General features: G+C 67.8%; 24 protein-coding genes and 1 tRNA gene. 9 read left to right on the top strand and 16 right to left on the bottom strand.

Annotated features, from left to right (window positions below; all coding sequences use genetic code 11):
- Positions 1 to 87: 87 nt before the first annotated feature.
- A complete protein-coding gene (locus WOA58_RS10945) occupies positions 88 to 1,494 on the top strand; it encodes an O-antigen ligase family protein (RefSeq protein ID WP_340604239.1) in 1,407 nt (468 codons plus the stop codon).
- Positions 1,495 to 1,519: 25 nt separating this feature from the next.
- On the opposite strand, the gene WOA58_RS10940 is transcribed toward WOA58_RS10945, so the two are convergent.
- Positions 1,520 to 1,690 (bottom strand): hypothetical protein, encoded by a 171-nt coding sequence (locus tag WOA58_RS10940; protein ID WP_340604238.1) that lies wholly within the window; start codon positions 1,688 to 1,690, stop codon positions 1,520 to 1,522.
- An 87-nt stretch (positions 1,691 to 1,777) separates the two neighbouring features.
- Between WOA58_RS10940 and WOA58_RS10935 the strand changes: the two genes are divergently transcribed.
- Positions 1,778 to 2,167, top strand: coding sequence for a DCC1-like thiol-disulfide oxidoreductase family protein (locus tag WOA58_RS10935; protein WP_340604237.1), 390 nt, complete (start codon positions 1,778 to 1,780; stop codon positions 2,165 to 2,167).
- A 24-nt stretch (positions 2,168 to 2,191) separates the two neighbouring features.
- Here WOA58_RS10935 and WOA58_RS10930 read toward each other — a convergent pair whose 3' ends face one another.
- Positions 2,192 to 3,658 (bottom strand): lipase maturation factor family protein, encoded by a 1,467-nt coding sequence (locus tag WOA58_RS10930; RefSeq protein ID WP_340604236.1) that lies wholly within the window; start codon positions 3,656 to 3,658, stop codon positions 2,192 to 2,194.
- A gap of 296 nt (positions 3,659 to 3,954) precedes the next feature.
- On the opposite strand from WOA58_RS10930, the gene WOA58_RS10925 reads away from it, so the two are divergent.
- From WOA58_RS10925 to pdhA, 5 genes are all read left to right on the top strand, one after another.
- Positions 3,955 to 5,301 (top strand): cytochrome P450, encoded by a 1,347-nt coding sequence (locus WOA58_RS10925; RefSeq protein WP_340604235.1) that lies wholly within the window; start codon positions 3,955 to 3,957, stop codon positions 5,299 to 5,301.
- Between the two features lie 125 nt (positions 5,302 to 5,426).
- The gene (locus tag WOA58_RS10920) at positions 5,427 to 6,869 is read left to right on the top strand and encodes an O-antigen ligase family protein (RefSeq protein WP_340604234.1); all 1,443 of its coding nucleotides are present in this window, start codon (positions 5,427 to 5,429) and stop codon (positions 6,867 to 6,869) included.
- Positions 6,870 to 6,928: 59 nt separating this feature from the next.
- Complete coding sequence (locus WOA58_RS10915; RefSeq protein WP_340604233.1) at positions 6,929 to 7,864, top strand: NAD-dependent epimerase/dehydratase family protein; 936 nt, start codon at positions 6,929 to 6,931, stop codon at positions 7,862 to 7,864.
- 78 nt (positions 7,865 to 7,942) lie between these two features.
- Positions 7,943 to 9,406 carry an O-antigen ligase family protein gene (locus WOA58_RS10910; RefSeq protein WP_340604232.1) on the top strand — a complete coding sequence of 488 codons (1,464 nt, stop codon included), beginning with the start codon at positions 7,943 to 7,945 and terminating at the stop codon, positions 9,404 to 9,406.
- 646 nt (positions 9,407 to 10,052) lie between these two features.
- Positions 10,053 to 11,165, top strand: coding sequence for a pyruvate dehydrogenase (acetyl-transferring) E1 component subunit alpha (gene pdhA / locus WOA58_RS10905; RefSeq protein WP_340604230.1), 1,113 nt, complete (start codon positions 10,053 to 10,055; stop codon positions 11,163 to 11,165).
- Between the two features lie 17 nt (positions 11,166 to 11,182).
- Here pdhA and WOA58_RS10900 read toward each other — a convergent pair whose 3' ends face one another.
- The 8 genes from WOA58_RS10900 to WOA58_RS10865 all read right to left on the bottom strand — a co-directional run bounded on the left by WOA58_RS10900 (position 11,183) and on the right by WOA58_RS10865 (position 20,655).
- Positions 11,183 to 12,013: a phosphate ABC transporter ATP-binding protein gene (locus WOA58_RS10900; protein ID WP_340604228.1), complete on the bottom strand. Its 831-nt coding sequence runs from the start codon at positions 12,011 to 12,013 to the stop codon at positions 11,183 to 11,185.
- The gene (locus tag WOA58_RS10895; protein ID WP_340604227.1) at positions 12,010 to 12,870 is read right to left on the bottom strand and encodes a PstA family ABC transporter permease; all 861 of its coding nucleotides are present in this window, start codon (positions 12,868 to 12,870) and stop codon (positions 12,010 to 12,012) included. Before WOA58_RS10895 ends, WOA58_RS10900 begins: the two co-directional genes overlap by 4 nt.
- On the bottom strand, positions 12,870 to 13,808 hold the full coding sequence (gene pstC / locus WOA58_RS10890) for a phosphate ABC transporter permease subunit PstC (RefSeq protein WP_340604226.1): 939 nt from the start codon (positions 13,806 to 13,808) through the stop codon (positions 12,870 to 12,872). Before pstC ends, WOA58_RS10895 begins: the two co-directional genes overlap by 1 nt.
- A complete protein-coding gene (locus tag WOA58_RS10885) occupies positions 13,809 to 14,789 on the bottom strand; it encodes a PstS family phosphate ABC transporter substrate-binding protein (protein WP_340604225.1) in 981 nt (326 codons plus the stop codon).
- Positions 14,790 to 15,065: 276 nt separating this feature from the next.
- Positions 15,066 to 15,566 carry a peroxiredoxin gene (locus tag WOA58_RS10880; RefSeq protein ID WP_340604224.1) on the bottom strand — a complete coding sequence of 167 codons (501 nt, stop codon included), beginning with the start codon at positions 15,564 to 15,566 and terminating at the stop codon, positions 15,066 to 15,068.
- Between the two features lie 59 nt (positions 15,567 to 15,625).
- Positions 15,626 to 17,749 carry an acetate--CoA ligase family protein gene (locus WOA58_RS10875; protein ID WP_340604223.1) on the bottom strand — a complete coding sequence of 708 codons (2,124 nt, stop codon included), beginning with the start codon at positions 17,747 to 17,749 and terminating at the stop codon, positions 15,626 to 15,628.
- 47 nt (positions 17,750 to 17,796) lie between these two features.
- Positions 17,797 to 19,302: a hypothetical protein gene (locus WOA58_RS10870; RefSeq protein WP_340604222.1), complete on the bottom strand. Its 1,506-nt coding sequence runs from the start codon at positions 19,300 to 19,302 to the stop codon at positions 17,797 to 17,799.
- Between the two features lie 81 nt (positions 19,303 to 19,383).
- Entirely contained in the window at positions 19,384 to 20,655 is a 1,272-nt protein-coding gene (locus WOA58_RS10865; RefSeq protein ID WP_340604221.1) for an MFS transporter, read from the bottom strand.
- 108 nt (positions 20,656 to 20,763) lie between these two features.
- On the opposite strand from WOA58_RS10865, the gene WOA58_RS10860 reads away from it, so the two are divergent.
- On the top strand, positions 20,764 to 21,270 hold the full coding sequence (locus tag WOA58_RS10860) for an OsmC family protein (protein WP_340604220.1): 507 nt from the start codon (positions 20,764 to 20,766) through the stop codon (positions 21,268 to 21,270).
- A 258-nt stretch (positions 21,271 to 21,528) separates the two neighbouring features.
- On the opposite strand, the gene WOA58_RS10855 is transcribed toward WOA58_RS10860, so the two are convergent.
- The 3 genes from WOA58_RS10855 to WOA58_RS10845 all read right to left on the bottom strand — a co-directional run bounded on the left by WOA58_RS10855 (position 21,529) and on the right by WOA58_RS10845 (position 23,315).
- On the bottom strand, positions 21,529 to 22,128 hold the full coding sequence (locus tag WOA58_RS10855; protein ID WP_340604219.1) for a class I SAM-dependent methyltransferase: 600 nt from the start codon (positions 22,126 to 22,128) through the stop codon (positions 21,529 to 21,531).
- An 83-nt stretch (positions 22,129 to 22,211) separates the two neighbouring features.
- Complete coding sequence (locus WOA58_RS10850) at positions 22,212 to 22,424, bottom strand: hypothetical protein (RefSeq protein ID WP_340604218.1); 213 nt, start codon at positions 22,422 to 22,424, stop codon at positions 22,212 to 22,214.
- 123 nt (positions 22,425 to 22,547) lie between these two features.
- Entirely contained in the window at positions 22,548 to 23,315 is a 768-nt protein-coding gene (locus WOA58_RS10845) for a creatininase family protein (protein WP_340604217.1), read from the bottom strand.
- A 98-nt stretch (positions 23,316 to 23,413) separates the two neighbouring features.
- On the opposite strand from WOA58_RS10845, the gene WOA58_RS10840 reads away from it, so the two are divergent.
- Positions 23,414 to 23,617, top strand: a complete 204-nt coding sequence (locus tag WOA58_RS10840; protein WP_340604216.1) for a DUF1328 family protein — start codon at positions 23,414 to 23,416, stop codon at positions 23,615 to 23,617.
- A gap of 435 nt (positions 23,618 to 24,052) precedes the next feature.
- Here WOA58_RS10840 and WOA58_RS10835 read toward each other — a convergent pair.
- The 3 genes from WOA58_RS10835 to WOA58_RS10825 all read right to left on the bottom strand — a co-directional run bounded on the left by WOA58_RS10835 (position 24,053) and on the right by WOA58_RS10825 (position 24,978).
- A tRNA-Ile gene (locus WOA58_RS10835) sits at positions 24,053 to 24,126 on the bottom strand.
- 52 nt (positions 24,127 to 24,178) lie between these two features.
- Positions 24,179 to 24,697: an FxsA family protein gene (locus WOA58_RS10830; protein WP_340604215.1), complete on the bottom strand. Its 519-nt coding sequence runs from the start codon at positions 24,695 to 24,697 to the stop codon at positions 24,179 to 24,181.
- Between the two features lie 56 nt (positions 24,698 to 24,753).
- On the bottom strand, positions 24,754 to 24,978 hold the full coding sequence (locus WOA58_RS10825; protein ID WP_340604214.1) for a hypothetical protein: 225 nt from the start codon (positions 24,976 to 24,978) through the stop codon (positions 24,754 to 24,756).
- Between the last annotated feature and the right edge of the window lie 114 nt (positions 24,979 to 25,092).

The following is a 25,092-nucleotide window of genomic DNA, read 5'->3' as shown; positions in this document are numbered from 1 at the left end:
GCCGCGGCCGGCGGTGGTCCGACGAGTCACGGATCGCCCATCGAAACCGTCAGTAGTGTCGGACAACACGTCTCAAGCAAGTAACCAATGGACCGATCGATAGGGGGGCTGTTCGTCGTCTTCTTGCTCGTGGTCGTACTGCGGGAAGTGGGGGTAGGGGTCGACTCGGGGCTGTTGGTCGCGCTCCATCTGGTGTCGTTCGGCCTCCTGATCGCGGTCGTCGCGTCGATCACGAACGGCGTACGCGCCGACGACCGGCGCGCCGTGGCGGTCGCCGGGCTCCAGATCGCGCTGGCGGTCCTCGCCGGTGCCGCAGTCGTCTGGCACGCCCGGGTCGAGGGGCTCGGGTTCGAAGGACTGGCCGTGGTCTACCTGGCGATGATCGGGCTCGCGCTCGCCCACGCCGGCGAACGGGGAGCCCTGCGGTCGATCGTTCCCTACCTCCTCGGCTACGTCCTCCTCGCCGGCGTGTTCCTCCAACACGTCCTCGACGTCGCGCCGACGTCGGGGCTCGCGCTCTTTCCCGTCTTCGCCGCCGTTACCCTCGGCCTCTGTCTGTTCGTGATCCCGCGCTACGCCGCCGAGCCGGTCTTCCACCGGTCGCTCGTCGCCATCGCCACGGTCTTCGCGGTCGTCGGCCTGAGCGCCGCGTTCCTCGGCGAGTACACGGTCGGCGGGTTCGAGGTCGCGCTCTGGGGCGAACGGTCGCTGCCGTTCGTCGATCGGGAGGTGCCGATCATCCAGTCGGTGTTCGGGAACCCCAACACGCTCGGGCTCGCGGTGTTCCCCGGGCTGGTCGCGGCCGTCGTCGAGTTCCACCGGGTGGCCGTCGAGCGCCGGTCCGACTGGGGAGTCGTGTTCGTCCCTCTGGTTGTGCTTCTGGGGGTAGCGCTTTATTTGACCAACAGCCGGGGGAGCATGCTCGCGGCGGCGACGGGGATCGCGATCTACGGCGTCTACGCCCTCGCCGGACGACGGGCCGTTCCGGCCGGCGTCGCGCTCGGGTACGGCGGCGCGCTGGCGGCGCTGACAGCGGTGTTCGTCCTGCTCCCGGGCACCGACGGCCAGCGGGGCGCACTGTGGAGCGCCGGCCTCGAGGCGTACCTCGCGTCGCCGACGGCCCTCGGCGAGGGGCTCGTCGGGACGGGCGATCTGATCGCGCCGTATCTGGAGAATCCCGGCTCGACCGTCCACAACTCCTATCTCTCGGTGCTGTTGCGGACCGGGCTCGTCGGGATCGTCGGCTACCTGCTGGTCGTCGTCGCCCCGACGATCCACGGGGCGATCCGCCGGCGGACGGTCAGCCCCGGCGCGCTGGCGCTCGCGGGTGCGTTCGTCATCCACCAGTTCTTCGAGGGGTATACGATCTACCAGTACGACTTCGGGGCGGTCCTCGGGGCGCTCGCGGCCGGCTACCTCATCGTCAGCCTGGGTCGGGACACCGGGAACACGGACCCCGACCGGGCAGGTTCGACGACGAGTGACGCCCGATAGCGAAGGACGACCGACGTCTCCACCCTCAGAACTCGACCTCGCTCGCGATGCCGGCCGAGAGGCCGACGATACCGAGCCCGGCGAGTACGACCCCCGCGAGCCAGACGCCCGTCCAGGCGGCGGCGAACGCGACGGCCCAGAGGCCGCCGACGAGGGCGAGGCCGCCGGCGACGATCAGCCCGACGAACCGTTCCATACGGCCCCCTTGCGGATGGCGACGGAAAGCGGCTTGGCTCGGCCCGTCGAGGAAAGCGTTAGTGGGGTCGAACCCGTACGTCGACCCATGACCGACGCGACGCTCGTCTACGACGACGACTGTGGCTTCTGTACGTGGTGGGCCGATTTCTTCGCCGACCGGTCCGACGTCAGGGTGGTCGGGTTCGCGGAGCTGACTCCCGAGCTCCGCGAGCGCCTCCCCGAGGAGTACGAGAACTGCTCGCATTTCGTCACCGAGGACGGCGTCTATTCGTGTGGCGCGTCGATCGAGGAGGCGTTCGTCCGCACCGGGATCGGCGAGGGCGCCCGTCCGCTCGCGGAGTTCCTCCGGAACTTCGAGGACTACGAGCGCCTGCGCGAGCGCTCCTACCGGCGCGTCGCGGACAACCGGAGCCTCTGGGGCCGGCTGCTCTCGAAGACGCCGCCCGTTCGACGGGAGCCGGACGAGGAGCGCTGAGGATCGGACGCGGGCCGGGTCGGATCACCGCAGCCGACGGCGCTGGGGACCCCGATCCTCGAACTCATCGAGCGACATCGGCTGCACGTAGCTGCCGACCCGTTCTCGCTCCCACCACCGGCCCGTCTCGGCGCGCTCCTCGGGGGTCGTGTACCGGTAGCGATAGCGGGTCGCGCGGACGTGTTCCGGCGGCTCGTCGAAGGGGTTCTCCGCGAGCAGTCCCAGGACCCCATCGTCGCCCTCGAGCAGCTTTGCTAACAGTCGCGGGAACCACGGGCTGCGATAGGGCGACGGCGACATCGCCGCGAACCACAGCTGCCAGTCGAGCCGGAGGTGATACGGCGCGACCTGGCGCGGCCGTTGTTCGGGATCCGTCGGCTTGCCCTTGAACTCGTAGGCTCGCCACTCGGTGTCGTCGGTGAGTTCCTCCTCCGTGGTGCCCTCGATGACGAGCTCGTAGCGGTCCCGAGTGATCGAGCCGAACGCGCCGTAGGTGTTGACGAGGTGGAGCGGGTCGAACGCCGAGTTCATCGCCTGGCGTTCCGAGAGCATGTTCTTGACCGGGTAGACGCTCAGCCCGACGACGAGGAGGGCAACGGCGATCGCGAGGACCTCGAGGTACAGCGGCGTCGGGGCGGCCGCCGGGGCCGTGATCGGGAGGAACGCGGTCAGAACGCCGTCGCTGAAGGTGGCGATCGCGAGCACGATCGTCAGCGCGTTCAGCCACGCGAAGTTGCCGGTGACCATCAGCCAGCCCTGGAAGCCGATCGTCGCGGCACCCGCGAGCGCCGCGGCAGGTTGGGGCGCGAAGTAGAGGAACGGGACCGCGAGCTCGACGACGTGGTTGCCGAGGGTCTCGAGGCGGTGAAAGGCCTTCGAGCGGTGGTGGGCGAACCAGCTCACTGGGTTGGGGATGGGCTGGGTCTCGTAGTGATACTCCATACAGCTCAGGTCACGCCAGCACTCGTCGCCGCGCAGCTTGATCAGCCCCGCGCCGAACATGTTGCGAAAGAGCACCCACTGCAGCAATAGGAGGACGACGAACGGCGGGGAAACGCCGCCGGCACCGAGGAAGACCGCGAGAAATCCCGTCTCGAGCAGCATCGACTCCCAGCCGTAGCCGTAGAAGACCTGACCGGCGTTGACGAAGGAGAGATAGAGCAGCCACATGCTCGCCCACAGCGCCATCGAGGCGGGAGTCGCGTAGGGGTCGGGGAGCCAGTAGGGCGCGCCGACCAGCGCCAGCAGGGAGAGGGCGACCCCGCTCCAGGCCGCGAGGCCGATCGCGCGGTCGCTCGGAACGAGATAGAAGAGGCTCGGGCGCTCGCGGAAGGTGGCGTGTTCGACGTATCGGTCGATCGGCAGCAGGCCGTCCTCGCCGGCGAGCGGGCGGAACTGGGTGGCCGCGACGAGGAAGGCGAGCAGGTAGATCAGCGCGAGCGCTCGCTGGAAGAGGAATCGAACGAGCCAGTAACCCTCGCCGTGCCACATGTCCGGCCGTGACTCGGTCGACCGGGAAAGGAATGACGGCACACCATGCCGCCGACAACCACTGATGGTAACTGAACTGTACTACCGACGGAGCGAAGGCCGATCCGGGGGCGGGAGCCGACCGGACCGGCCGGGACCATGGGACTGTACCAACCGATCGACCCCTCGTGACGGGCATCACGACGGGGTAGTTCGACCGACGCGCCATTGTATGTTAGTTATAGACACACTAAGCGAACGGACGAGGAGTCGAGGAAGCGAACGGCGTAACTGGATCGACATCGAAGAGAGGGGTGATGAGCAGCGAGACGCCACCGTTGACCGAGGAGATGCCACCCGGGCCCGACGGGCTTCCGGTCGTGGGCAACTATCTGGCGTTCCTCCGTGACCCCTTCGAGTTCATGACGACCACCGCGCGGGAGTACGGCGACATCGCCGCCTGGGAGGAGATCGACGGCCCGGTCTACCAGCTGAACCACCCCGACCACATCGAACACGTCCTCGTCGGGAACAACGAGAACTACGTCAAGGGCGAGAGCTTCCAGCGGACCCTTCGGCCGATCACGGGCAACGGCATCCTGAACAGCGAGGGCGCCGTCTGGCGTCGCAACCGCCACCTCATCCAGCCGGCGTTCCATCCCGAGCGCATCCAGGAGTACGCACGGCTGATGACCGACGCCACCGAGGAGCTGCTCGCGACCTGGGAGGACGGCGAGGTGCGGCCGATCCACGGCGACATGATGACGGTGACGTTACGGATCGTCGCCCGGGCGCTGTTCGGCGTCGACATCGACGAGCACGTCGAGGAGATCGGGACGGCCCTCGAGGAGTTCATGACGGCCTCGGAGAACCTGTCGAACTACCTCCTGCCCCAGTCGATCCCTACCCCCTCGCGGAGACGGATCGAGCGGGCCCGCGAGCGCCTCGACAGCGTCGTCTACGAGCTGATCGAACGGCGCCGCGAGAACCCCGGGGAGGACGACGTCATCTCGATGCTGCTCGAGGCCACCGACGACGAGGGCAACCGCCTCTCGACCGAACAGGTACGCGACGAGGCGGTGACGCTGCTCCTGGCCGGCCACGAGACAACCGCGCTGGCGCTGACCTTCACCGCCCACGCGCTCGCGCGCCATCCGGCGGTCGAGGAGCGGCTCGTCGCGGAGCTCGAGGAGATCCTCGGCGGGGAGACGCCGACGATGGCCGACCTCCCGGAGCTCTCCTACACCGAGCAGATCGTCGAGGAATCGATGCGGCTGTACCCGCCGGTCCCGGGGATCGTCCGAGAGCCGGTCAAACCCGACATCATCGGCGGCTACGAGATCCCGCCGGGGGCGACGATCCGCATGCACCAGTGGGTCGTCCACCGCGATCCGCGCTGGTACGACGACCCGCTCGCGTTCCGACCCGAACGTTGGACCGACGGGATGAAGCAGTCGCTGCCGAAGCTCGCGTACTTCCCCTTCGCCGCCGGGCCGCGGCGGTGTATCGGCGATCGCTTCGCCACCCTCGAGGCGCGGCTCCTGCTCGCGACCATCTACCAGCGATACCACCTCGAGCTCACGCAGGGCCCGGAGCTCGACCTGATGGCGACGGTGACCGCCCGCCCGAAACACGAGATCCCCATGACCGTCCACCGGCGGTGAAGCCCGCTGGAAGCGGACCACCGGTAATAGAGCCGTGCTAACTGCGCCGTTCCGCGTACTCCCTTCCGGACCGTCGATATATTTGTAACTAGATAACTAATGGCGAATGGAGAGAAGGCCGGGCAATGCATCGGCTGCTCGCCCCGGCCTTCGCAGCCCTCCTCGTGATAGCGGTGGTAGCGGTCGCGACCGGCTACTTCGGGGCGATCCATCTCGTCCTCGCCTACCTCTTCTTCGCCGTTCTCGCGCTCGACGGCCACGACAGGGCGAGGGGTGGGGGGATATCGCCGCTGTTCTCGCTGCAGATCGCGCTCGTGTTCGCGATCGGGGTCGTGCTGATCACCCTCGTGGTCGGCGGGTTCGGCCTTCGGGGCCTCGAACTCACCGCGGTGCTCCTGCTGGTCGCCCTGTTCGTCCTCGCGGACGGCGAGATCGGCCGGACGCTGCCGACCACGGTCCCGTATATCGGGGCCTTCCTCGTCCTGTTCGGGCTCTTCCTCTATCACGGCGGCAGCTTCGGCGCGGGCTCCGGAATGGGGCTGTTCCCCGTGCTCGCGGGGATCGTCCTCGCGTTCAACTGCTTCGTCCTCCCGCGATACCTCTCGGAGGACGCCGTCTACTGGTCCGTCGCCCTGCTCTCGGGGATCGCCTCGGCGCTCGCGCTCGCGACGGTCGTCTCGGGCGAGTTCTCGGTCTGGCGTTTCGAGGCGCGGACCTGGGGTGAGGTCACGTACCTGGGCCGCGAGCTGCCGGTGGTCCGGTCGGTGTTCGCGAACCCGAACACCTTCGGGCTGCTGGCGTTCCCCGGCGTCGTCGCCAGTGCGCTGCTCGTCCACCGTTCGCTGGGATCGGGGGCGCTCGGGCGGGCAGGGCTCGCCACGATCGCCTTCGGGACGTCCGCGCTCGGGCTGGTCCTCTCGAACAGCCGCGCGAGCGTGTTCGCGGCCGGCGTTGCGCTGGCGATCTACGGGTCGTTCGTCCTCAAAGGACGGCAGGTCCTCCCGGGTGCGATCGTGGCGACCGCCGTCGCGATCCCCGGGCTCCTGCTGGCGATGTACCTCTCGGTGCTCCCGATCGACCCCGCGAACCGCTTTGCCCTCTGGGAGGCGGGCCTCCAGGCGGTACGCCACGACTCGGGGCTGCTCGGCCAGGGGATCGTCGGTACCCGGGAGGCGCTCGAGCCGTACTCGACGCGCGGGGAGACCGTCCACAACTCCTATCTCTCGATCGCGATCAGGACGGGGGTCGTCGGCGGGGTCGCATACGGCTTGTTGGTACTCGGCCCGCTGGCCCACGCCGCGAGGCGGATCGATACCGTGAGCGTCGGTATGCTCGCGCTCGCCATCGGCTTCGCGGTCCACCAGCTGTTCGAGGGCTACACGCTCTTCCAGCTGGGCCACGGCTCGATCATCGGCGCGCTGGCTCTCGGATACGTGATCACGAGCCTCGCCGACGACGTCCGCGCCGTCGGAACGCCCGCCGACGCCCGCCGACCCGACGAACGGGAGCGTGCTACGGAGCCACCGGCCCCGGGCTCGCCGGTCGGCGCGATGGAACAGGACGACTGACGGCGACTACCTCACGGGTGACGGGTCGGACTTACAGGGTAGCGCGCCGAAACGGACGTATGGAGGAGCAGCGGGTGCTGGTGACAGGGGGTGCGGGGTTCATCGGGGCGAACCTGGCGAACCGTCTCGCCGAGCGCAACGAGGTCATCGCCATCGACGACGGCTCCCTAGGAACGCCGGCGAACCTCGAACCCGGCGTCGAGTTCAGGGACCGGAGCGTCCTCGAGGACGGGCTCCCCACCGACGTCGACGCGGTGTTCCACCTCGCGGCCCTCTCCTCGTACGGGATGCACGAGGACGACCCCCAACAGGGGGCTCGCGTCAACGTCGAGGGATTCGTCAACGTCGTCGAGCAGGCCCGCGCGGACGGCTGTGGGGCAGTCGTCTATGCCTCGACCTCCTCGATCTACGGCGACCGGACCAGCCCGACTCCCGAGGACGCGTCCGTCGAGGCGCGGACGGCCTACGAGGCCTCGAAGCTCGCCCGCGAGCGCTACGCCGAGTGTTTCGACGCCGGAAACGGGACGGCGCTCGCGGGCCTGCGGCTGTTCTCGATCTACCAGGGCTACGGCGGGGCCGAGGCCCACAAGGGCGGCTACGCGAACGTGATCGCCCAGTTCGCCGACGACCTCGCGAACGGCGACGCGCCCAAAATCTACGGCGACGGCACGCAGACCCGGGACTTCCTCCACGTCGAGGACGCCGTTCGCGGGTTCGAGCTCGCCGCCGAGCACGAGCTCTCGGGAGTCTACAACGTCGGGACCGGCGAGTCCCACGACTTCGAGACGGTCGTGGCGCTGCTCAACGAGGAACTCGGGACGGAGATCGAGCCCGAACACGTCCCCAACCCGATCCCGGAATCGGCGTACGTCCACGACACCTGCGCCGACCACTCGCGGATCACGGAAGCGACCGGCTGGCGGCCGCGGGTCGACCTCGAGGAGGGGATCGAGCGGGTCTGTGACCCCTACCGCTCCGGCAATGGTCCCCGCTGAGGGAAACTGTCCTCATATATAGTTATTTGATCCCTCATACCCAAGGGAGGACTAACTGAACGTACCCGCATCTCAGCCATGGACAAGCTCATCGATCTCCTCTTCGGATTCGCCCTTCTCCTCGTCATCCTCACCGTCGCCACCGACCCGTTTACGTCCGTCCATCTCACCCTCGCCTTCCTCTTTCTCATCGCCATCGCGTTCAACCAGTACGACTACCGCAGGAACACGGGGATATCGCCGATGCTCTCGCTGCAGGTCGGGCTGACCTTCGCCCTCGGCACCATCCTGATCGTCCTCGTGGTCGGCGGGCTCGGCTTCCGAACGCTCGAGGTCGTCGCGGTCTTCGTCATCCTCCTCGCGTTCGTCCTCGCACGCGACGACCTCCCCCGTGTCCTCCCCACGATGGCGCCCTATCTCGCCGCCTTCGCCGTCGTCTTCCTCGTCTTCCTCCATCACTCCCGCGAGTTCGGAGCCGGCTCCGGAACGGGGCTGTTCCCCGTGCTCGCGGGGATCGTCCTCGCGCTGAACCTGTTCGCCATCCCGCGATACGTCTCCGTGGATGCCGTCTACTGGTCGACCACGCTACTGGCGAGCGCCACGGCCCTTCTGGGGCTGGCCGCGCTGTGGATCGGCGAGTACAGCTTCTGGCTGTTCGAGGTTCGGACCTGGACCGCCAGCACGTCGCTGCCCCTCTCCGACCGGGAGTTCCCGGTCATCCGCTCGATCTTCGGGAACCCCAACACCTTCGGGGTCCTCCTGTTCCCCGGAACGGTGGCCGCCTACGTCCTCTCCCACCGGACGATCCGCTCGCGCCACGTGTTCGCGGCGGTTCCGGTCCTCGCCTTCCTGGTGCTCGCGCTCGCGCTCTACTTCTCGAACAGCCGCGCGAGCATGCTCGGGGCGGCGGTCGCGATCGCCGTCTACACGCTCGCGGCGGCCGACAGACGCCTGCTGCCGGTCGCGCTGGCCGGGGTCGCGCTCGGCGTTCCGATCGGCCTCACGCTGGTCTACCTGTCGATACTCCCGATCGACCCGGCGAACCGGTTCGAACTCTGGCGGGCGAGCGTCGAGGCCGTCCGCGCCGAGGGCTCGCTGCTCGGCGACGGGATCATCAGCACGCGCGAGGCGATCGAGCCGTATATCACGGAGGACATCGGGGCGTTCACGTCGCACAACTCCTACCTCTCGGTGTTCATCCGCGCCGGGATCCTCGGCGGGCTCGCGTACGCAGTGCTCGTCCTCGGACCGCTCGTCCAAAGCCTCGTCCAGTTCGAACGCGTCGACAGCGGGATGGTGGCACTCGCCACCGGCTTCGCGGTCCACCAGCTGTTCGAGGGCTACACGCTCTTCCAGTTCGGGCCCGGTTCGGTGCTGGGCGCGCTCGCGCTGGGCTACGTGATCGCGAGCCTCGCCGGCGTCGAATCGCCCTCGGACTCGATGGCGGAGACCAGCGCCGAGACCGGGGCGCCCTCGTCGGAGGGGTTCAGCTACGGGACCGACATGGCCTACCGAACCGAGGGCCGCGACGGCCGGCGATAGCCGACGCCCCCATCCGGGCACGTTTCGCTTCGCCCGTACCGGGGCCGAGTCCGAATGGATCGAAACGCGATGCAGTCGCTCTCGGGGGATGACGACGCGCCTACGGGCGTTTCAATGGGGTACGGAACGGGCGACACCAGGAAGTAACACGGGGTCGGCGGGACCGACGGGCCGATGGGGGCCGGACGTCGGACCGCCTCTTGCACTGGTCGGCGGACGATGCCGGGTGGACGAGCGATACGTGGTTTCCGCGCGATACCTAGTTAGCGGGCGATGCGTGGTCTCCGTGCGATACCTGGTTAGCGGGCGATGCGTGATTTCCGCGCGATGCCTGGTTAGCGGGCGATACGGTGGTTGACGGGCGAGACCTGATCGTCGTACGGTGCGGATGCGTCGTGTCGTGGTGTCGCAGTGTCGTTCGTTCTCGATGTGTTGATTTCGTGCAGGGTGTTCGTCGTGCGATGCGGTCGTTCGTGATGCCCGCCGGATGCCGACTGGGTGACGGGCGTATGTGACAAGATAGCACGCATCATAATAAAGCTTTCTGCCAGGTGAGCGAGATGTCCGCTCGGGCGACGAGCGATCGCGCTATCGGGCCGGCGGAGGAGCGTACGGCTTTATGAGTCTCGTCGACGCTATCGGGAGTATGACACGAGCCGTACTGGATCGGGCGCCGGACGACCGGGTGGAGGTGCTCGCCCCCGACGGGAGCGTCGTCGCGCCCGAGCTCGTTCCGGATCTCGGGCCCGAACGGCTGGCGGCGATGTACCGGGACATGCGGTTCTGTCGGCGCTTCGACGAGCGCATGATCAGCCTCCAGCGCCAGGGCCGGATGGGGACGTACTCCTCGCTCGCGGGCCAGGAGGGCTCGCAGATCGGCAGCACCTACGCGCTGGCCGACGACGACATGCTCTCCTATCAGTACCGCGAGCACGGCGCGCTCGTCGCACGCGGAATGCCCTGGGAGTACCTACTCTACTGGATGGGCCACGAGGCGGGCAACGCTGCCCTCGCCGACCTCGAGGTGTTTCCCCTGAACATCACCATCGCCGACCACCTTCCCCATGCCGTCGGCTGGGCGTGGGCCGCGAAACTGGCGGGCGACGAGCGGGTGAGCGTCGCACACTTCGGGGACGGCGCCACCAGCGAGGGCGACTTCCATGAAGCGCTGAACTTCGCCGGCGTGTTCGACACCCCCAACGTCTTCTTTTGCAACAACAACCAGTGGGCGATCTCGGTGCCCAGAGAACGCCAGACCGCAAGCGAGACGCTCGCACAAAAGGCGACCGCCTACGGCTTCGAGGGCGTTCAGGTCGACGGCATGGACCCGCTCGCGACCTACGTCGTGACACACGCCGCACGCGAGAAGGCGCTCGATCCCGACGAGAGCGAGGCCCGCCCGACCCTGATCGAGGCGATCCAGTACCACTACGGCGCCCATACCACCGCCGACGACCCATCGAACTACCGCGAGGACGAGGAGGTCGAGGAGTGGCGGGAGAAGGATCCCATCGACCGCTTCGAGGTGTACCTCCGAAACGAGGGAGTGCTCGACGACGAGGGGATCGAGGAAATCGACGAGGGGATCGAGGAGTCGATCACGGAGCTCGTCGACCGGGCCGAGGGGTACGAGGCCGATCCGGCCGGGATGTTCGAGCACGCCTTCAAGGAGCCGACGCCACGGCTCGAAGAACAACGGGAGTATCTCGATCGGCTCCGCGAGGAACACGGTGACGGGGCGCTGCTCGAGGGCGGGTAGAGGGGACCGCTTCGCGCTCAGTCGTCGCTCGTCGTGGGCTCGGCCTCGTCCCGGCGCCGTTCCCCGGCGTCGAACTCGACGGTGTCGTGGCCCGAGACGAACTCCCTGGTGCGCTCGTCCGAGGGGTCCTCGAAGAACGAGCGCGTGTCGTTGGCCTCGACGAGCTCGCCGAGATAGAGGAACACTACCTCGTCGGCAAGGCGTTTGGCCTGTTCCATGCTGTGAGTCACCATGACGATCGTGTACTCCTCCTTGAGCGAGGCGAGCGTCTCCTCGACCGTCTCCGCGGAGACGGGGTCGAGCGCCGAGGTCACCTCGTCACAGAGCAGCACGTCCGGATCGACCGCGAGCGCGCGGGCGAGACAGAGCCGCTGGATCTGCCCCATCGAGAGCTGTGCGCCCGAGGCGTCCAACCTGTCCTCGACCTCCTCCCAGAGGTTCACCTTCCGCAGGCAGTTCTCGACGATCGCGTCGAGCTCCTCGTCGGTGTGGTCGCCGTGGATCTTCGGGCCGTAGGCGACGTTCTCGTAGACCGAGAGGGGAAGCGGCGTCGGCTTCTGTGGAACGTAGCCGATGTGCTTTCGGATCTCGGGCAGCGGTCGGTCGGTGCTGTAGAGCGGTTCGTCGCCGACGTAGACCTCGCCCTCGATCTCGACGTTCGACTGGATCTCGTGCAGCCGGTTCAGCGACTTCAACAGCGTGGACTTGCCACAGCCCGAGGGGCCGATGATGGCCGTCAGGCGGTTGCGGTCGAAGTCGATGGTGACGTCTTTCAGTGCCTCGACCTCGCGCTCGCCAGTGTAGGTGGGCGAGAGGCCTTCCGTACGGATCGCTGGGTGGTGACTCATTGGGTATCACTTCCGGGGACGAATCGGGCAAAGCGGCCCGCGAGCAGCTTCGAGACGAGGATCAAAACGAGCACGACGACCATGAGGACGAACGCCGCGGCGTAGGCGTGCGAGCGCACCTCGGCGTTGAACGAGGTCGCCTGCTCGAAGATGAGGATCGGGAGCGTCGTCGCCGGCTCGAAGGGGCCGGTGGGCATGTCGGTCGCGCCGCCGGCGGTGAAGAGCACCGTCGCGGCGTCGCCGATGCCGCGGGCGAAGCCCATGATGACGCCGGCGACGATGCCCGGAAACGCCGCCCGAAGCGTGATCCGGGCGGTTTCGAAGCGGGTCGAGCCGAGCGCGTAGGTCGTCTCCTTGAGCTCGGTGGAGACGGAGCGAAGCGCCTCGTCCGCGTACCGTGTGATGATCGGGTACTGGAAGATCGCGATCGAAACGATCCCGGCGACGAGGCTGGCACGCGCCCCCGCGAAGATCAGCAGGGTGAGCACGAAGACGCCGTAGACGATCGGCGGGGTCCCCCAGAGCACGTTCAGAAAGAGGTTCACCCACTCGGCGAAGCGCTCGCTCGAGTAGTCGCTCTGGAGGTAGATCGCCGTCGAGAGCGCGACCGCCGTCGAGGCGACCGTCGCCGGGACGACGATGAAGAGGCTGCCGACCATCGCGTGCAGGAAGCCCCCGCCGCCGTCGATCAGGTAGGTCGGGCCCGGCGGCGTGATCGCGAGCGTCGGGTCCGAGGCGAGGACCGCCCCGCCACGGACCAGCGTCACGCCGACGATGATCGCCAGCGCCCCGATGACGACTGCAACGCTCGCACGCATCAGGACGCCGAAGAGCTTCTGTTCGGTGTATCGATCCATCAGTACTGCCACCTCCGTTCGAGCCGGCGGCGAAGCAGCATCGCACCGAGGTTGAACGTCCAGACGATCACCAGCAGCATCAGCCCGACGAAGATCAGCGCCGACTGGGTGGTCGGCACGGACATCAGCTCGCCGAAGTCGTTGACGATGAGCGTCGAGAGGGTCTGGCCCGGCTCGAACACCGAGTCGGGCAGCGCGGTCATCCCGCCGATCACCATCACGACCGCCATCGTCGCGCCGAACGCCCGGCCGAAGCCGAGCAGGATCGCCGAGAGGATCCCCGGTCCCGCCGCACGGAGCAGGACGCCCCTGATCATCCCCCATTTGGTCATCCCGAGCGCGAGCGCCGATTCGCGCAGCTCGTCGGGCAGGGCTTCGAGGGACTCGACGGTGAGCGAGACCATGTAGGGGACGACGATGATCGAGAGGACCAGGCTCGCCGTCAGGATTCCCAATCCAGTGCTCTGGACGCCCAGCGCCGGCGCGAGGTAGTCCCCGACGAAGGGAACGACGACGATCAGGCCGATCAGCCCGAAGACGACCCCCGGGACCGCCGCGAGCACGTCGATGAATGAGGCCAGAAGCGTCTGGGTTCGCCCGTCGGCGTACTCGGCGAGGTAGATCGCCGAGAGGAGGGCTAGAGGAATCCCGATCGCCATCGAGATGCCGGTCACGTAGAGCGTGCCGACGATCGCGGGCAGGAAGCCGAACTCGCCCTGTGCGGGGTTCCAGTTCGAGGAGAGCAGGAGCTCCGAAAGGGGCTGTTCGGCGAGGATCGGGGCCGACTCCCAGACGAGGATGGCGACGACCAGCGCGAACAGGCCGATGGCGAAGAGCGCCGCCAAGGCGAGCCCGGCGCTGCTCAGACGCTCCGCGAGCAGCCGACGCCGGACGGTCGAGGAACGCCCGGCCGATTCGGTGCCCGTTTCGGACGCCATTCAGCGCCCCTCCGCCAGCGTTCGGCGCTGTTCTTCGAGGACGTCATCGGTGAGCGGGACGTAACCGTTGTCACGGACGTACTGCTGGCCCTCCGAGAGGATCCACTCGACGAACGCCTCGGCCTCCTCGGTGAACTCGTCGTTTGCCGCCAGGAACATCTGGCGGGCCGGCGGCTCGGGGTAGATACCCTCCTCGACGGCGATGAGGAACTCCTCGCGGGTCTCGTAGAACGCCTCCTCGTCGCTGAGCGTGCCGTCGCCGTCGAGGTCCAGCGGGATCGGCCGGACCTCACCCTCGATCTCGCCGGTGTTTGCGTCCCAGATGTAGTTGACGTTGTTGAAGCCGATCGCGTTGACGCCCGCGCGTACCTGTCTGGCGATGTCCTGGTCACCGTTGACGTTCGCGTCGGCGTGGCTCTCGAGTTCGTTCTCCGAGAGCCCGCCGAGGAACTCGCCCCACTTCTGGTAGGCCGCCGAGGAATCGGACCGCCCGAAGACGACGATCTCGTCGTCCTCCGCGTCGGCGTCGACGACCTCGCTCCAATGGGTGACCTCGCGCGTGAAGATCGCCGCGAGGTCCTCCTGTGAGAGCCCCTGCTCGTTGATCGCGTCGAGGACCGGATTCTCCTCGTTGATCGTCCCGACGACGGTGTCCATGAGCATCGCGACGGCGAACAGCCCCTGTTCGACCTCCTCCTCGTCGGGCTCGCGGCCCATCATCGCGATGTCGACCTGGTCGTTGAGCACGTCCGAGACGCCCCTCCCCGTCCCGCCACCGGCAACCTGCACGTTCGCCTCCTCGTACTCGTCGGCCCAGACCTGCATCATCGGCAGCGGGCCGACCCCGCCCGAGACGCGGATCGACGGCCCGTCGTTCGAGTCCGCGAACGCCGAACAGCCGGCGAGCCCCACCGCGGAGGCGAGGCCGACGGCTCGAAGCGCGGACCGACGCGAGCAGCTACTGGGTGAGCGAAATGCCACTAGACTCCCCGTAGGTGATGTGGCTATACGAGAAGCGCGCCGTACACAACATTTGGTGGTTCCGCCGAAAATCGGCAATATTATCCTCATCCCGTTCGCCGCGAGCCATCGTGGTCTCGAAACCCGACGGGCGGTAGCTACCCCGACCGCTCCACTACGGTGGTGTTGCCGACCCCAGGCGCTCCTTCACGGGTGGAGGGCGCGAGAACGGTCGGGCCTGAGAGCGCATATAGCGGCAATATCCCCCTCTACCTGTGTGAAGTTCACCCACCCCGATCACGACGGTCGAGCCGCCGACTCGACCGCGTCCCGGACCTCGCTTACGAGCTGCTCGAAGTCGGGGTTCTCGCCGTCCCGAACCCATCGATAGGCGACCGTCCCGTCGTCGTCGATCACGAACACGGCCCGCTCGGCGACCGACATGACGTCGTAGAACCCCTCGAGGACGACGTCGTAGGCCTCGATGGCCTCGTGATCGTAGTCGCTCAGCAGCGGGAACGTCAGCCCCTCCTGGCGGATGAACTCGTTCTGGGCAAAGGGCAGGTCGGTGCTGATCCCGTAGACGCTCGCGTCGACCGCCTCGAAGGCACCCAGCGAGTCGCGAAACGTACAGAGCTCCTCGGTACAGCCGCTCGTGAACGCGGCGGGGAAGAAGGCCAGAACGACGGGGCCGTTTCCTACGTGTTCCGAAAGTGTGAACTCGCCGACGTCGTTGTACGCCTCCCCGCCGGCGACCGGGACGGTGAAATCGGGCGCTGGATCGCCTTCCTCGATCATGATGCTGCGTGGCCCGGAACGGTAGTAGAACTACCGATCGTGGGGGGCGGAATGGGATGTTACCGACCCGTTCGGACGAGGATATCGACGATCGAGACGCCCTCCCCATCGGGACCGACGAGCACGGGGTTGAGATCGAGCTCGTCGATCGCGGGATCGCTCGCGCCGACGGCGAGGTCACCGACCCGGGCGACCAGCTCCGCGAGCGCGTCGACGTCGCCCGGCGGTCGGCCGCGATAGCCCGAGAGGAGCTCGTCAAGCCGGGTGTCGGCGATGGCCTCGCGGACGTCCTCCTCGCCGACCGGCGGTAGCAGCGTCACGCCGGCATCGGGGCCGAACAGCTCGACGAGCTCGCCGCCCGGGGCAACGGTGATGACGGGCCCGAAGCTCTCGTCGGTCGAGACGCCGACCAGGACCTCGGTGGCCGAGGCGAGGTCGGCCTGCTCCTGGACGAGGACGCCCTCGATCGCCGACTCATCGTCCAGGTACTCGCGGGCGTTCTCCACAACCTCCTCGTAGCGCTCGGACGCCTCCCCTGCCGTCACGCCGACGGCGACCGCGCCCGCGTCGCTGCGGTGGGGAAGCTCCCGTGAATCGACCTTCAGGACGGCCGGCCGGTCGATCCCCTCGACGTGTTCGGCCGCCTCCTCGGGGCTCGTCGCGAGGCGGGTCTCGGCGGGGTCGACGCCGCCCGCCTCGAGCAGCCGCGAGCCCTCCTCCCAGGTCAGCACGCTCTCGACCGGAAACGACGGCGTCTCGGTTCGCGGGAGATCGGCCAGCGACCGCGCCGGCTTCCGTTCCGTTCGCTCGCCGAAGCCGACCAGCGAGGAGAGCGCGTCGAGACACCGACCGGGGTCGTAGTACAGCGGCGTTTCCCGGCGCACCCGCTCGTAGGGCAGCGGCGGCTCGCTCCCGTCGCTTCCCTTGCGTCCGGTCCAGAGGAAGAGCACGGGGCCGTCGGCCATCGCGCGCACTTCGAGCATCGCGTCGGCGATGTCCTCGGCGCGCTCGCCGACCGCCGGCAGCCCGACGGCGAAGACGTAGGCGTCGAACGCGTCGTCGGCGAACAGGGCTTCGGCGATCTCGGGGAGGACGTCCGCGCCGTACCCCCGGATGTCGGCGGGGTTGTGCATCGCGCCGAAGGTGAGGAGGTCCTCCATCTCCAGTAATGCTTGCTCGGTTTCGCCTTCGAGTGGAGGTAAGGAGAGGCCGCGTTCGGCGGCCAGGTCGGCGAGCAGGCTCGCGAGCCCGCCGCTGGTCGAGGCCAGACAGACGTTCGGGCTCTCGGGCGGGTCGAACGCCGTGTGGGCGCGCGAGCGACCCAGCAGGTCGGGGATGTCGGGGACCCGTTCGACCCCCGCGCGTTCGAAGGCTGCGTCCCAGGCGGCGGCGTCGCCGGTCACCGAGCCCGTATGCGAGAGCGACGCCTGCTCGGCCACGTCCGAACGGCCGACCTTCGTCGCGAGGACCGGGGTTCCCTCCCGGACCGCCTCGTCCGCGCTCTCGACGAACCGGCGAGGGTCGTCGATCCCCTCGATGTAGGCACAGATCGCGTCGACGCGATCCGATCCGGCCATGAACTCGACGTACTCCGTGATCGAGAGGGCCGCCTCGTTGCCCGTCGCGACGACGTAGGCGAAGTCGATCTCCTCGTCGGCCGCGCGCTCGTAGAAGGTGGTGAACGCGAGCGCGCCCGACTGGCTCACCAGCCCGATCGAGCCCTTGCCGGGCTTTCGCGAGCAGGTCGAGGTGACGACCGTCTCGTCGTGGGTGTTCGCGAGCCCGATCGTGTTGGGCCCGCAGATCGCCATCCCGTACTTCTCGCCGAGCTCGCCCAGCCGGTCCTCAAGCTCCCGGCCTTCCTCGTCGGCCTCGCCGAAGCCGGCGGTGATGACGATCGCGCTCGGCACCCCCATCTCGCCGGCGCTCTCGACGACCCCGAGGACGTACTCGCGGGGGACGCTCACGACCGCGAGGTCGACGACGGTCGGGACCTCGCCGATCGAGTCATGACACGGCTCGCCCCAGACCTCCTCGCGGCTCGGGTTGACGTAGTGGACCTCGCCCTCGAAGCCGTACTCGAGGAGGTTGTCGATCAGGTTCGAGGCGTACCACGAGTCGGGGCTCGCGCCGACGACGGCGATCGAGTTGGGCGCGAGCAGCGATCCCATCGCGTCTTCCATGCAGGGCCATCCGGAGGCGGCCACATAATACCTCCCTCACGCCCGGGCTACCGGAGCCATTCGACGAACGGCTCACCCGTCGTCGCCCGGCGCACGTACTCGCGTCCCGTGTCCTCGATCGCCCGCTCGAGACCCATCCCGTCCTCAAGGCGGGCGCGGACGCGGGCGCGCTTCCAGTCGCTCGGCGACGTCCGCTCGGTCCAGCGCCCCTCGATCGGGGCCAGCAACCCGTCGATCCGGTCGGGTGGGAAGCCGCGATCGCGGAGCCCCTCGCGGGCAGTCGTGAACAGGTCGTCGTAGATCCGTTCGGGGTCGGTCGTCCGCTCGCCGGTCCGGTCGATCCAGGAGAGCCGGGCGTCGAGCCCATCGTCGACGGCCGCGTAGAACGACTCGCGCGCGTCGGACCAGGGGAGCGCCGCCAGCGGATGATCACTCGTGACGATCCCGTGGAGGAGACCGACAACGAGCGCCTGGAACCCGATCGTGTCCGCGACCGTCGGTTGGGCGGCCAGCAGCCGGTACTCGATCCGGAACCCCTCCGGGCCCAGAACCGGCCGGATCCACCGCCAGTAGGTGCCCTGTCTGTGCAGCAGCTCCCAGTACTCGGCGCCGAACCCGCCGTCCCCATCCCTGTCTCCGCCTTCATTCTCGCCCTCGTCCCCGTCGAACCACTCGGAGAGACAGGGGACACAGCGCCGATCGGCGAGCAGGCGATCGAGCACGTCGGTCGGCGAGTCGACGTCGCGGGGGAACCTGACCTTCCCCGGCTCGCGGACGTTCATCGCCTCGAAGACGGGAACCCGAAGCTCGGCGGGGCCGTCGAGGACGATCGCGGGATCGGGGTCGTCGTAGAGGCCGGCCGGCAGGAACGGGGCGTTCGCCGCCAGCGCCAGCACCGGCCCGGCGGTCCGAAGCGCCGCGTTGTGGTAACGAGCGAGCTCCGAGGACGGGACCTGCAGGTGGACCTGCATCGAGGCCGTGAGCGACTCGACGAGGATCGTCGGGAAGCGCCGACTGCAGCCGGGGACGTCCAGTTCGACCGCTCCCCCCGCGGTGATGTCGGCGTCGAGCGCGTAGTAGCGCGCCGCGGGCGACATGTTCGTCGAGAGCGCGAGCCCGTCCTCCTCGCGGCGGTCGGTCAGGTACGCGAACGCCCCACCGGGCGGCTCGACCACCCACATCCCGTCGGTGACGAACCCGATACCCGACTCGGCGAGCAGCAGGCGGAGTCCACGGAGTCGCCCGCCGAGCTCGGTCCGCTGGGCGTCGATCCCGTCGGCGTCGAAGGCCGTCGGCGGGGTGTTCAGCTCCGCGTTGTGCCAGCCGAGCTCGCGCTCACAGACCGTCCCGAAGGCGGACTCGGGGACGTGTGTGAGCCGGCCGTCGCCGTCGACGGCATAGCCCTCGAGCTCGAGCCCGAGGCGGAAGTCGGGGTCGAACGCACCCTCCTCGAACGCCTCGCGGACCGCCTCCGCCTGAACCTCGACCCGACGGTCGAACTCGTCGACGGCCTCCCCGCTTCGCGTCCGGCGGACGAACTCGGTCGGCTCCATGGCACCCTCCACCGTCCGATGTCATGGGTGTTGCTAACATATATGTAGGGGTTGCAGCGGCGGGTGCGCGGGTCGATGGGGTCAGCGCTCGCGGACCAGCAGCCACAGCGAACACAGGAAGGCGAGCGCGACCGCGCCGGCGAGGACGGCGAACGCCACCCGGTAGCCGAACTCCGTGTAGACGACCGTGCCGCCGACGACGTCGCCCGTCCGGTAGGCGTCGAGCGCCACCCCCATGATCGTCGGGAAGACGGTCGCGCCGACGAAGCCGGCGGTGTTGACGGTCGCGGTGGCGACGCCGCTCGCCTCCGGCGGGTAGCGGTCCTTGACGACCGAGAGCGCGAGCACCGCCGCGCCGACGAGGAAGCCACAGAGGAAGTAGATCGCCGCGATGGCGGGAAGCGGCGGCCGGCCGAGGGCGGGGATGATTCCGAGGACGAGGGCGAAGAAACCGAGCCCGACGACCATCGGGGGGAGCCGGCGCCCGATCCGATCGGAGAACCAGCCGATCGTCGGCGGGCCGACCAGCATGCCGACCGAGCCCAGCAGGGTGTAGTAGGAGGCGGTCGTCACGTCGAGCCCGTAGATGGCGACGAGATACGGCACGCCCCAGAGGCCGATGAGCGTCAGCACCGTCCCCATGCCGGCGAAGAACACCGCCGAGAGGAGCCACTGGTCGCGGTCGGCGCCGAGGGTCCTGAGGTGGGCGCCCGTCTCCGAAAGCGAGACGCTCGGCTGCTCGGGGACGCCCTCGATGGGTTCGAGCCCGGCATCGGCCGGGGAGCTCCGCGCGAGGACGTAGACGGCGGCGCCCGCGAGGAGGCCGGCGGCGGCCAGTCCCAACATGGTTCGCCGCCAGCCGAACGCCTCGGCGCCGACCGCAAGCGGCGTCGTCGCGAGGATCGCGCCGAGACCGGCGATGCCGGCGGTCAGCCCGGTCATCGTGCCGAACTCGTCGGCCCGGTACCAGTTCGCACAGAACCGCAGGATCGAGACGAAGATAACGCCGCTGCCGAGGCCGACGAGCCCCCGCGAGAGGAAGGCGACGAGATAGCCGTCGCCCAGCGCGAACCCGACCGCGCCGAGGCTGAGGACGACGGCGCCCGCCGAGCCGACGTGACGGGGACCGACCCGATCCGCGAGCACGCCCGTCGGGACCTGGATGGCGGCATACACCAGGAAAAAGGAGGCGTGGAGCGTGCCGAGCTGGGCGGCCGTCATGCCGAAGCCCGCACTCAGGCGCTCCGAGAGGACCGCCGTCGAGAGCCGGTGGATGTTGACCAGGAGGAAGACCGTGGCCAGCGCGCCCCAGGCGAGCCACCGTCGCTTCGTCGGATCCGAGAGGGCGTTCACGCTCGGTAGGACCTCCCTCGCGGTCGTAAGCGTTGGGAAGGGGGTGACGCCCACCGGTTCCGCCCGACCGCCAGCACCTAAGTAGTATCACGATTATATACCGAAGACATGGCAGAGAACAGCTTACAGGAGGAGCAGGCGCCGCTGAAGGAACGATACGCGGAGGACCCCGAGGAGGCGAGGGTCACGCTGTCGGCGACGGGGAGCGAACAGGCGGACGTACGCTCCTGTGACGTCGACATCGGGCGGGCGGTCTACGAGGCCGAACTCCACGAGGGCGCGGCGGGGCCGGGGACCGGCGCGTGCTCGGGCGATCTCCTTCTGGGCGCGCTGGCGGCGTGTTCACAGCTCACCGCCCAGGCGGTCGCCGACGCCTTCGGCCTCGACGCCTCGATCGAGACCGACGTCAGCGGCGACCTCGACCTGCGGGGGACGCTGGGGATCGACGAGGAGGTCCCGGTCGGGTTCGAGGAGATCCGGATGGACGTCACGGTCGACGGCGACGTCGACGCCGAGACCGCGGCGTCGCTCCAGCGCGCGACCGAGAAGTACTGCGTAGTGTATCAGACGCTCGCGAACTCGCCACGAATGGAGACGAACTGGACGTTCGAGTAAAGCGCGACTCAGGAGGGAGGAACAGCGGAGCCGATCACGGGGATGGGCTCGCACTGACAGTTGAGACACGGTCGGAACCGGAGGGGCTCGCCGCAGCTTCGACAGTGACCTTCGGGGTGTGTTGCCATTAGTGTCGCACCACCGTCTGCTATACGTCTGACGAACTTAATAATTACTATGTATTTAGTTGATAATAATTGTACGTTGACGTCTTCGGGGCGGAAGGAAGGGTAAAGCGAGGAGGGGTGTTCGCGACGGCTACTCGGGGCGAAACAGGCGGAACGTATCGCGTTTCAGTCGTTTCGAGTCGGCCTCTCGGAATCCTCGCTCGGCGAACACCCGCCGCCAGTCGCGGTAGTAGAGGGGGAACTCGTCGTTGACGTAGTTCACGTCGTCGCCGTCCTCACCCTCGTTCTCGACGGTGACGAGGGGCCCCGAAGTGATCCGGGCGATCTCGTCGAACACCCACTCGTTGTCCGGGTGGATGTGCTGGAGGGTCTCGACCGAGAAGACCGCGTCGAACGCGTCGTCCTCGAACTCCCGGATCGCGTTCTCGATCGTATCGAGGTGGAACGTCCCCGCGGCGGCCAGTTCGGGGTAGTTCTCCCCCATCACCGAGAGCGCCTCCCCGTTGACCTCGATCCCGGCGAGATCCGTATAGCCGTGCTCGTACAGAAAGGAGAGGTGGCGGCCCGAGCTACAGCCGAGCTCGAGGACCGAGGGCTCCGGCCCTGCACGTGAGTCGAGCGCGTCGCGGATCAGTTCGCTCGCCTCGTCGGGGCCGCGGTAGGCGTAGTAGGTCGGGGAGTACTCGCCCGACCGCTCGGCCCACTCCTGGTGGATCTCGTCCGGGTTCACCTCTCTCCCGAGGGGGCCGACGCCTAAAGCGACGGCGACTCGGCCCTCACCGGTTTTTCAGATGGATCCGAACGGTTCGTGGATCACTCGAGGACCAGGTCGGCGAGCGTCGAATGTGACCACTCGGCCGCCTCCGGGCCGAGGTCCGTCACGGCAGTGACGACCTCGCCGTCGCGCGAGACGGTCGCCGTGTAGGACATCAGGTCGTCGTTGATCCGGACCCGAAACGCGTGGCCCTCGTGGGTGAACTCCCGGGAATGGGTGTAGCAGTCGGCGATGTTCTCTTCCGCACTCATGTACGAACAATGTTATAATTTCAAATATATAAGTTTTGTTACTATAACGTGTGCGTCGGCAGGAACACCTCCGTGCCGACGTAGGTCGGCGGGCGCCATGGGAGAAGTATCGGTTTCGGCGCCTTAGACGTGGGGTTTGGCGACGAGGTCCTCGAACCGCTGCTCGTTGAGCCATCGGCAGAGCTCACAGAGCTGCTCGGAAGCCGCCTCGAACAGCTGCTCGCCCTTCTCGGCGGTCGCGTCGCGCTGGTCGCCGAAGACGCCGTTCTCGGAGTTGTCGACGCAGTCGTAGAAGGTCCGCGCGCCGTTCTGGTGGGTGTCGTCGCTCGGGAACCGGGTGCCGCCCTCGTAGGCCTCCTCGAAGCGGTCCTCACGGACGAGCTCGCCCGCGAGGTGCTGGATCATCGCCGTCTCCTTGGGGCCGCCGTGGGGGCCGTTCTGCTCGAACAGTTCGGAGACGAGGGTCGGGATGCTCTCGTCCCACATCCACTCGATCGCGTATGCCTCCCCGCTGTCGTGCAGGCGACGGCCCACCTCCCGGAGGTGGGGGACGTTGCCGCCGTGGGCGTTGACGAAGACGACCCGGTCGATCCCGTGGTAGGTGAGGTTCGAGACGAGGCTCTCCATGTAGTCGCGAAAGACGGGCGCGTCGACCCACATCGTCCCGTGGAACTGGCGGTGGTGCGGGCTGACGCCGACGTTGACGGTGGGCGTACAGAGGAATCCCGATTGGGTGGCCGCGGCGCGCGCGAGCGACTCGGCGATGATGTGATCGGTTCCCTCGGGGAGGTGGGGGCCGTGCTGTTCGGTCGAGCCGACGGGGACCAGCGCGAGCGACTCCGTCTCGAAGTACGAGCCGAGGTCCGGCCACGTCTGGGCTGCGAGCTCCATACCGACCCTTGCGCTGAGGGCGCCTTGAAGTACGTGATCGGTGTCCCTCGGATCGAACCCACACCACCTATATGAAGGGGGCCGAGAAACGGGAGGACATGGTTCAACTCAGCACCGTGATGGACGCGCTCGTACCGCTGCAGTTCTCCGGCGAGTTCCTCCAGTACGCGATCGTCTTCTTCGTCCTCGCGATCATCGCTGCCGCGGTCGGCGCACGCGGCGTCGCGGGGATCTCCATGGAGATCGCCCGCATCTTCATCATCGTCTTCGTCATCCTCGCGATCGTCTCGTTACTGCTCTGATCGCGTCCTTCCAGCGGCCGCTCCGACGGCCCCCGTTTACTCCCGGTCGATAGCAAGCCGTATCCTCGGCCGAGTCGACCCCGGAGTATGACGGTCCTCCTGACGGGTCGTGAGGGCCGTACCCCGTTTCCGAGCCTATCGTCGGTCGGGTTAATGTTAGCTTGAAGTATTTCAATCTCAACCAACTAGTCAGCCGAACGTCAGAAAAAAGGCTATAATACCGGGCGGGGTACAGAGAATGCCGGCAACTGTCAGAGGCACCTCAATGGGGGCGCACCTGCCGGCGGGTGACCATCCCTTTCGATACGTTCCGTCGGTACGTGTCGCCGAGAACTTCGACAGTATCGTATCCGGAGGAACTCCATAGAGACGGGTCTCGGAGGGAGTAGCGCCGCGAGGATTGGTTGGCTGGGGAGTTCCGACCCGCGCTTGGAGTGGGCCGACACGGATTTGAACCGCGGACCTCCCGGTTATCAGCCGAGCGCTCAACCTAACTGAGCTATCGGCCCAGGCGAGCGCACCTATTCCTATTTCGGTCCGCCGTTTAAGGGTTTCTCTTCGTTACGACCCCTCGCCGTCGTCGACGTCGTAGTTCTCGGAGCCGAGGTCGACGGTCTCCCCGCCGCCAGTCCCCCCGTTTCCGGTTCCGCCCTCATTGGCGTTCGGGAAGCCGTAGGTGTAGACGTCCCCGCTGACGAAGCCGCCGGTCTTCTTCTCGACGTACGGCCGGACGACGAACCGCTTCAACAGCCCTCGCAGGGCGTAGCGGCTCGGCGGCAGGACGAACAGGAAGCCGATCGCGTCGGTGACCAGCCCGGGGGTGAGCAACAGCGCGCCCGCGGCGATCAGAAAGCCGCCGTCGAGCAGCTCGTCGGTCGGGGCCCGTCCCTCGGTGAGCGCGCGCTGGAAGCGCTGGATCGTGTGGCGGCCCTCCGCGCGGACGAACAGCGTCCCCAGCAGCGCCGTCAGGACGACCAGCGCCACCGTCACTGGCCAGGACAGCCAGTCAGCGACGACGATCAGGAAGATCGCGTCGACGAGGGGAACGATCATCAGCACGGCCAGCAGGCGCTTCCACATACCCCGCAGTACCGGGTGCGGGCCCAAAACGCTTTACATTGCACGAACCCCCCGACTTAGGCGGTCGCCGTCCGTGGGGAGGCAGCGATCTCGGTCGCTAGCATGATGTTCGCGTACGCTTCGGCCTCCCGGCGCCACGATTCGGGCAGCTCCGGCGTGTGTGCGAGCACGGGGCCCGGCTTGCCCCGCTCGACGGCGAAGGAGGCGGTCCGGCCGTCGGGGTCGGCGATGGTGATCGACGAGAGCGAATCGCCCCGTCGCGTGACGCTGTAGACGTACATGTATGCCTTGCAGGTGCATGTGCATCCATGATTATTAACATGCCGATCGGTCAGTAAAGGACAATATGGGGTCTGATAACAGACCCGGGCGACGGGACGGTGTCCGGACCGGAG

The sequence above is a fragment of the Halalkalicoccus tibetensis genome (genome assembly GCF_037996645.1).
Lineage (GTDB): Archaea > Halobacteriota > Halobacteria > Halobacteriales > Halalkalicoccaceae > Halalkalicoccus > Halalkalicoccus tibetensis.
The sequence above is the reverse complement of the archived record's forward strand: the minus strand, read 5'-3'. Positions and strand labels throughout refer to the sequence as shown.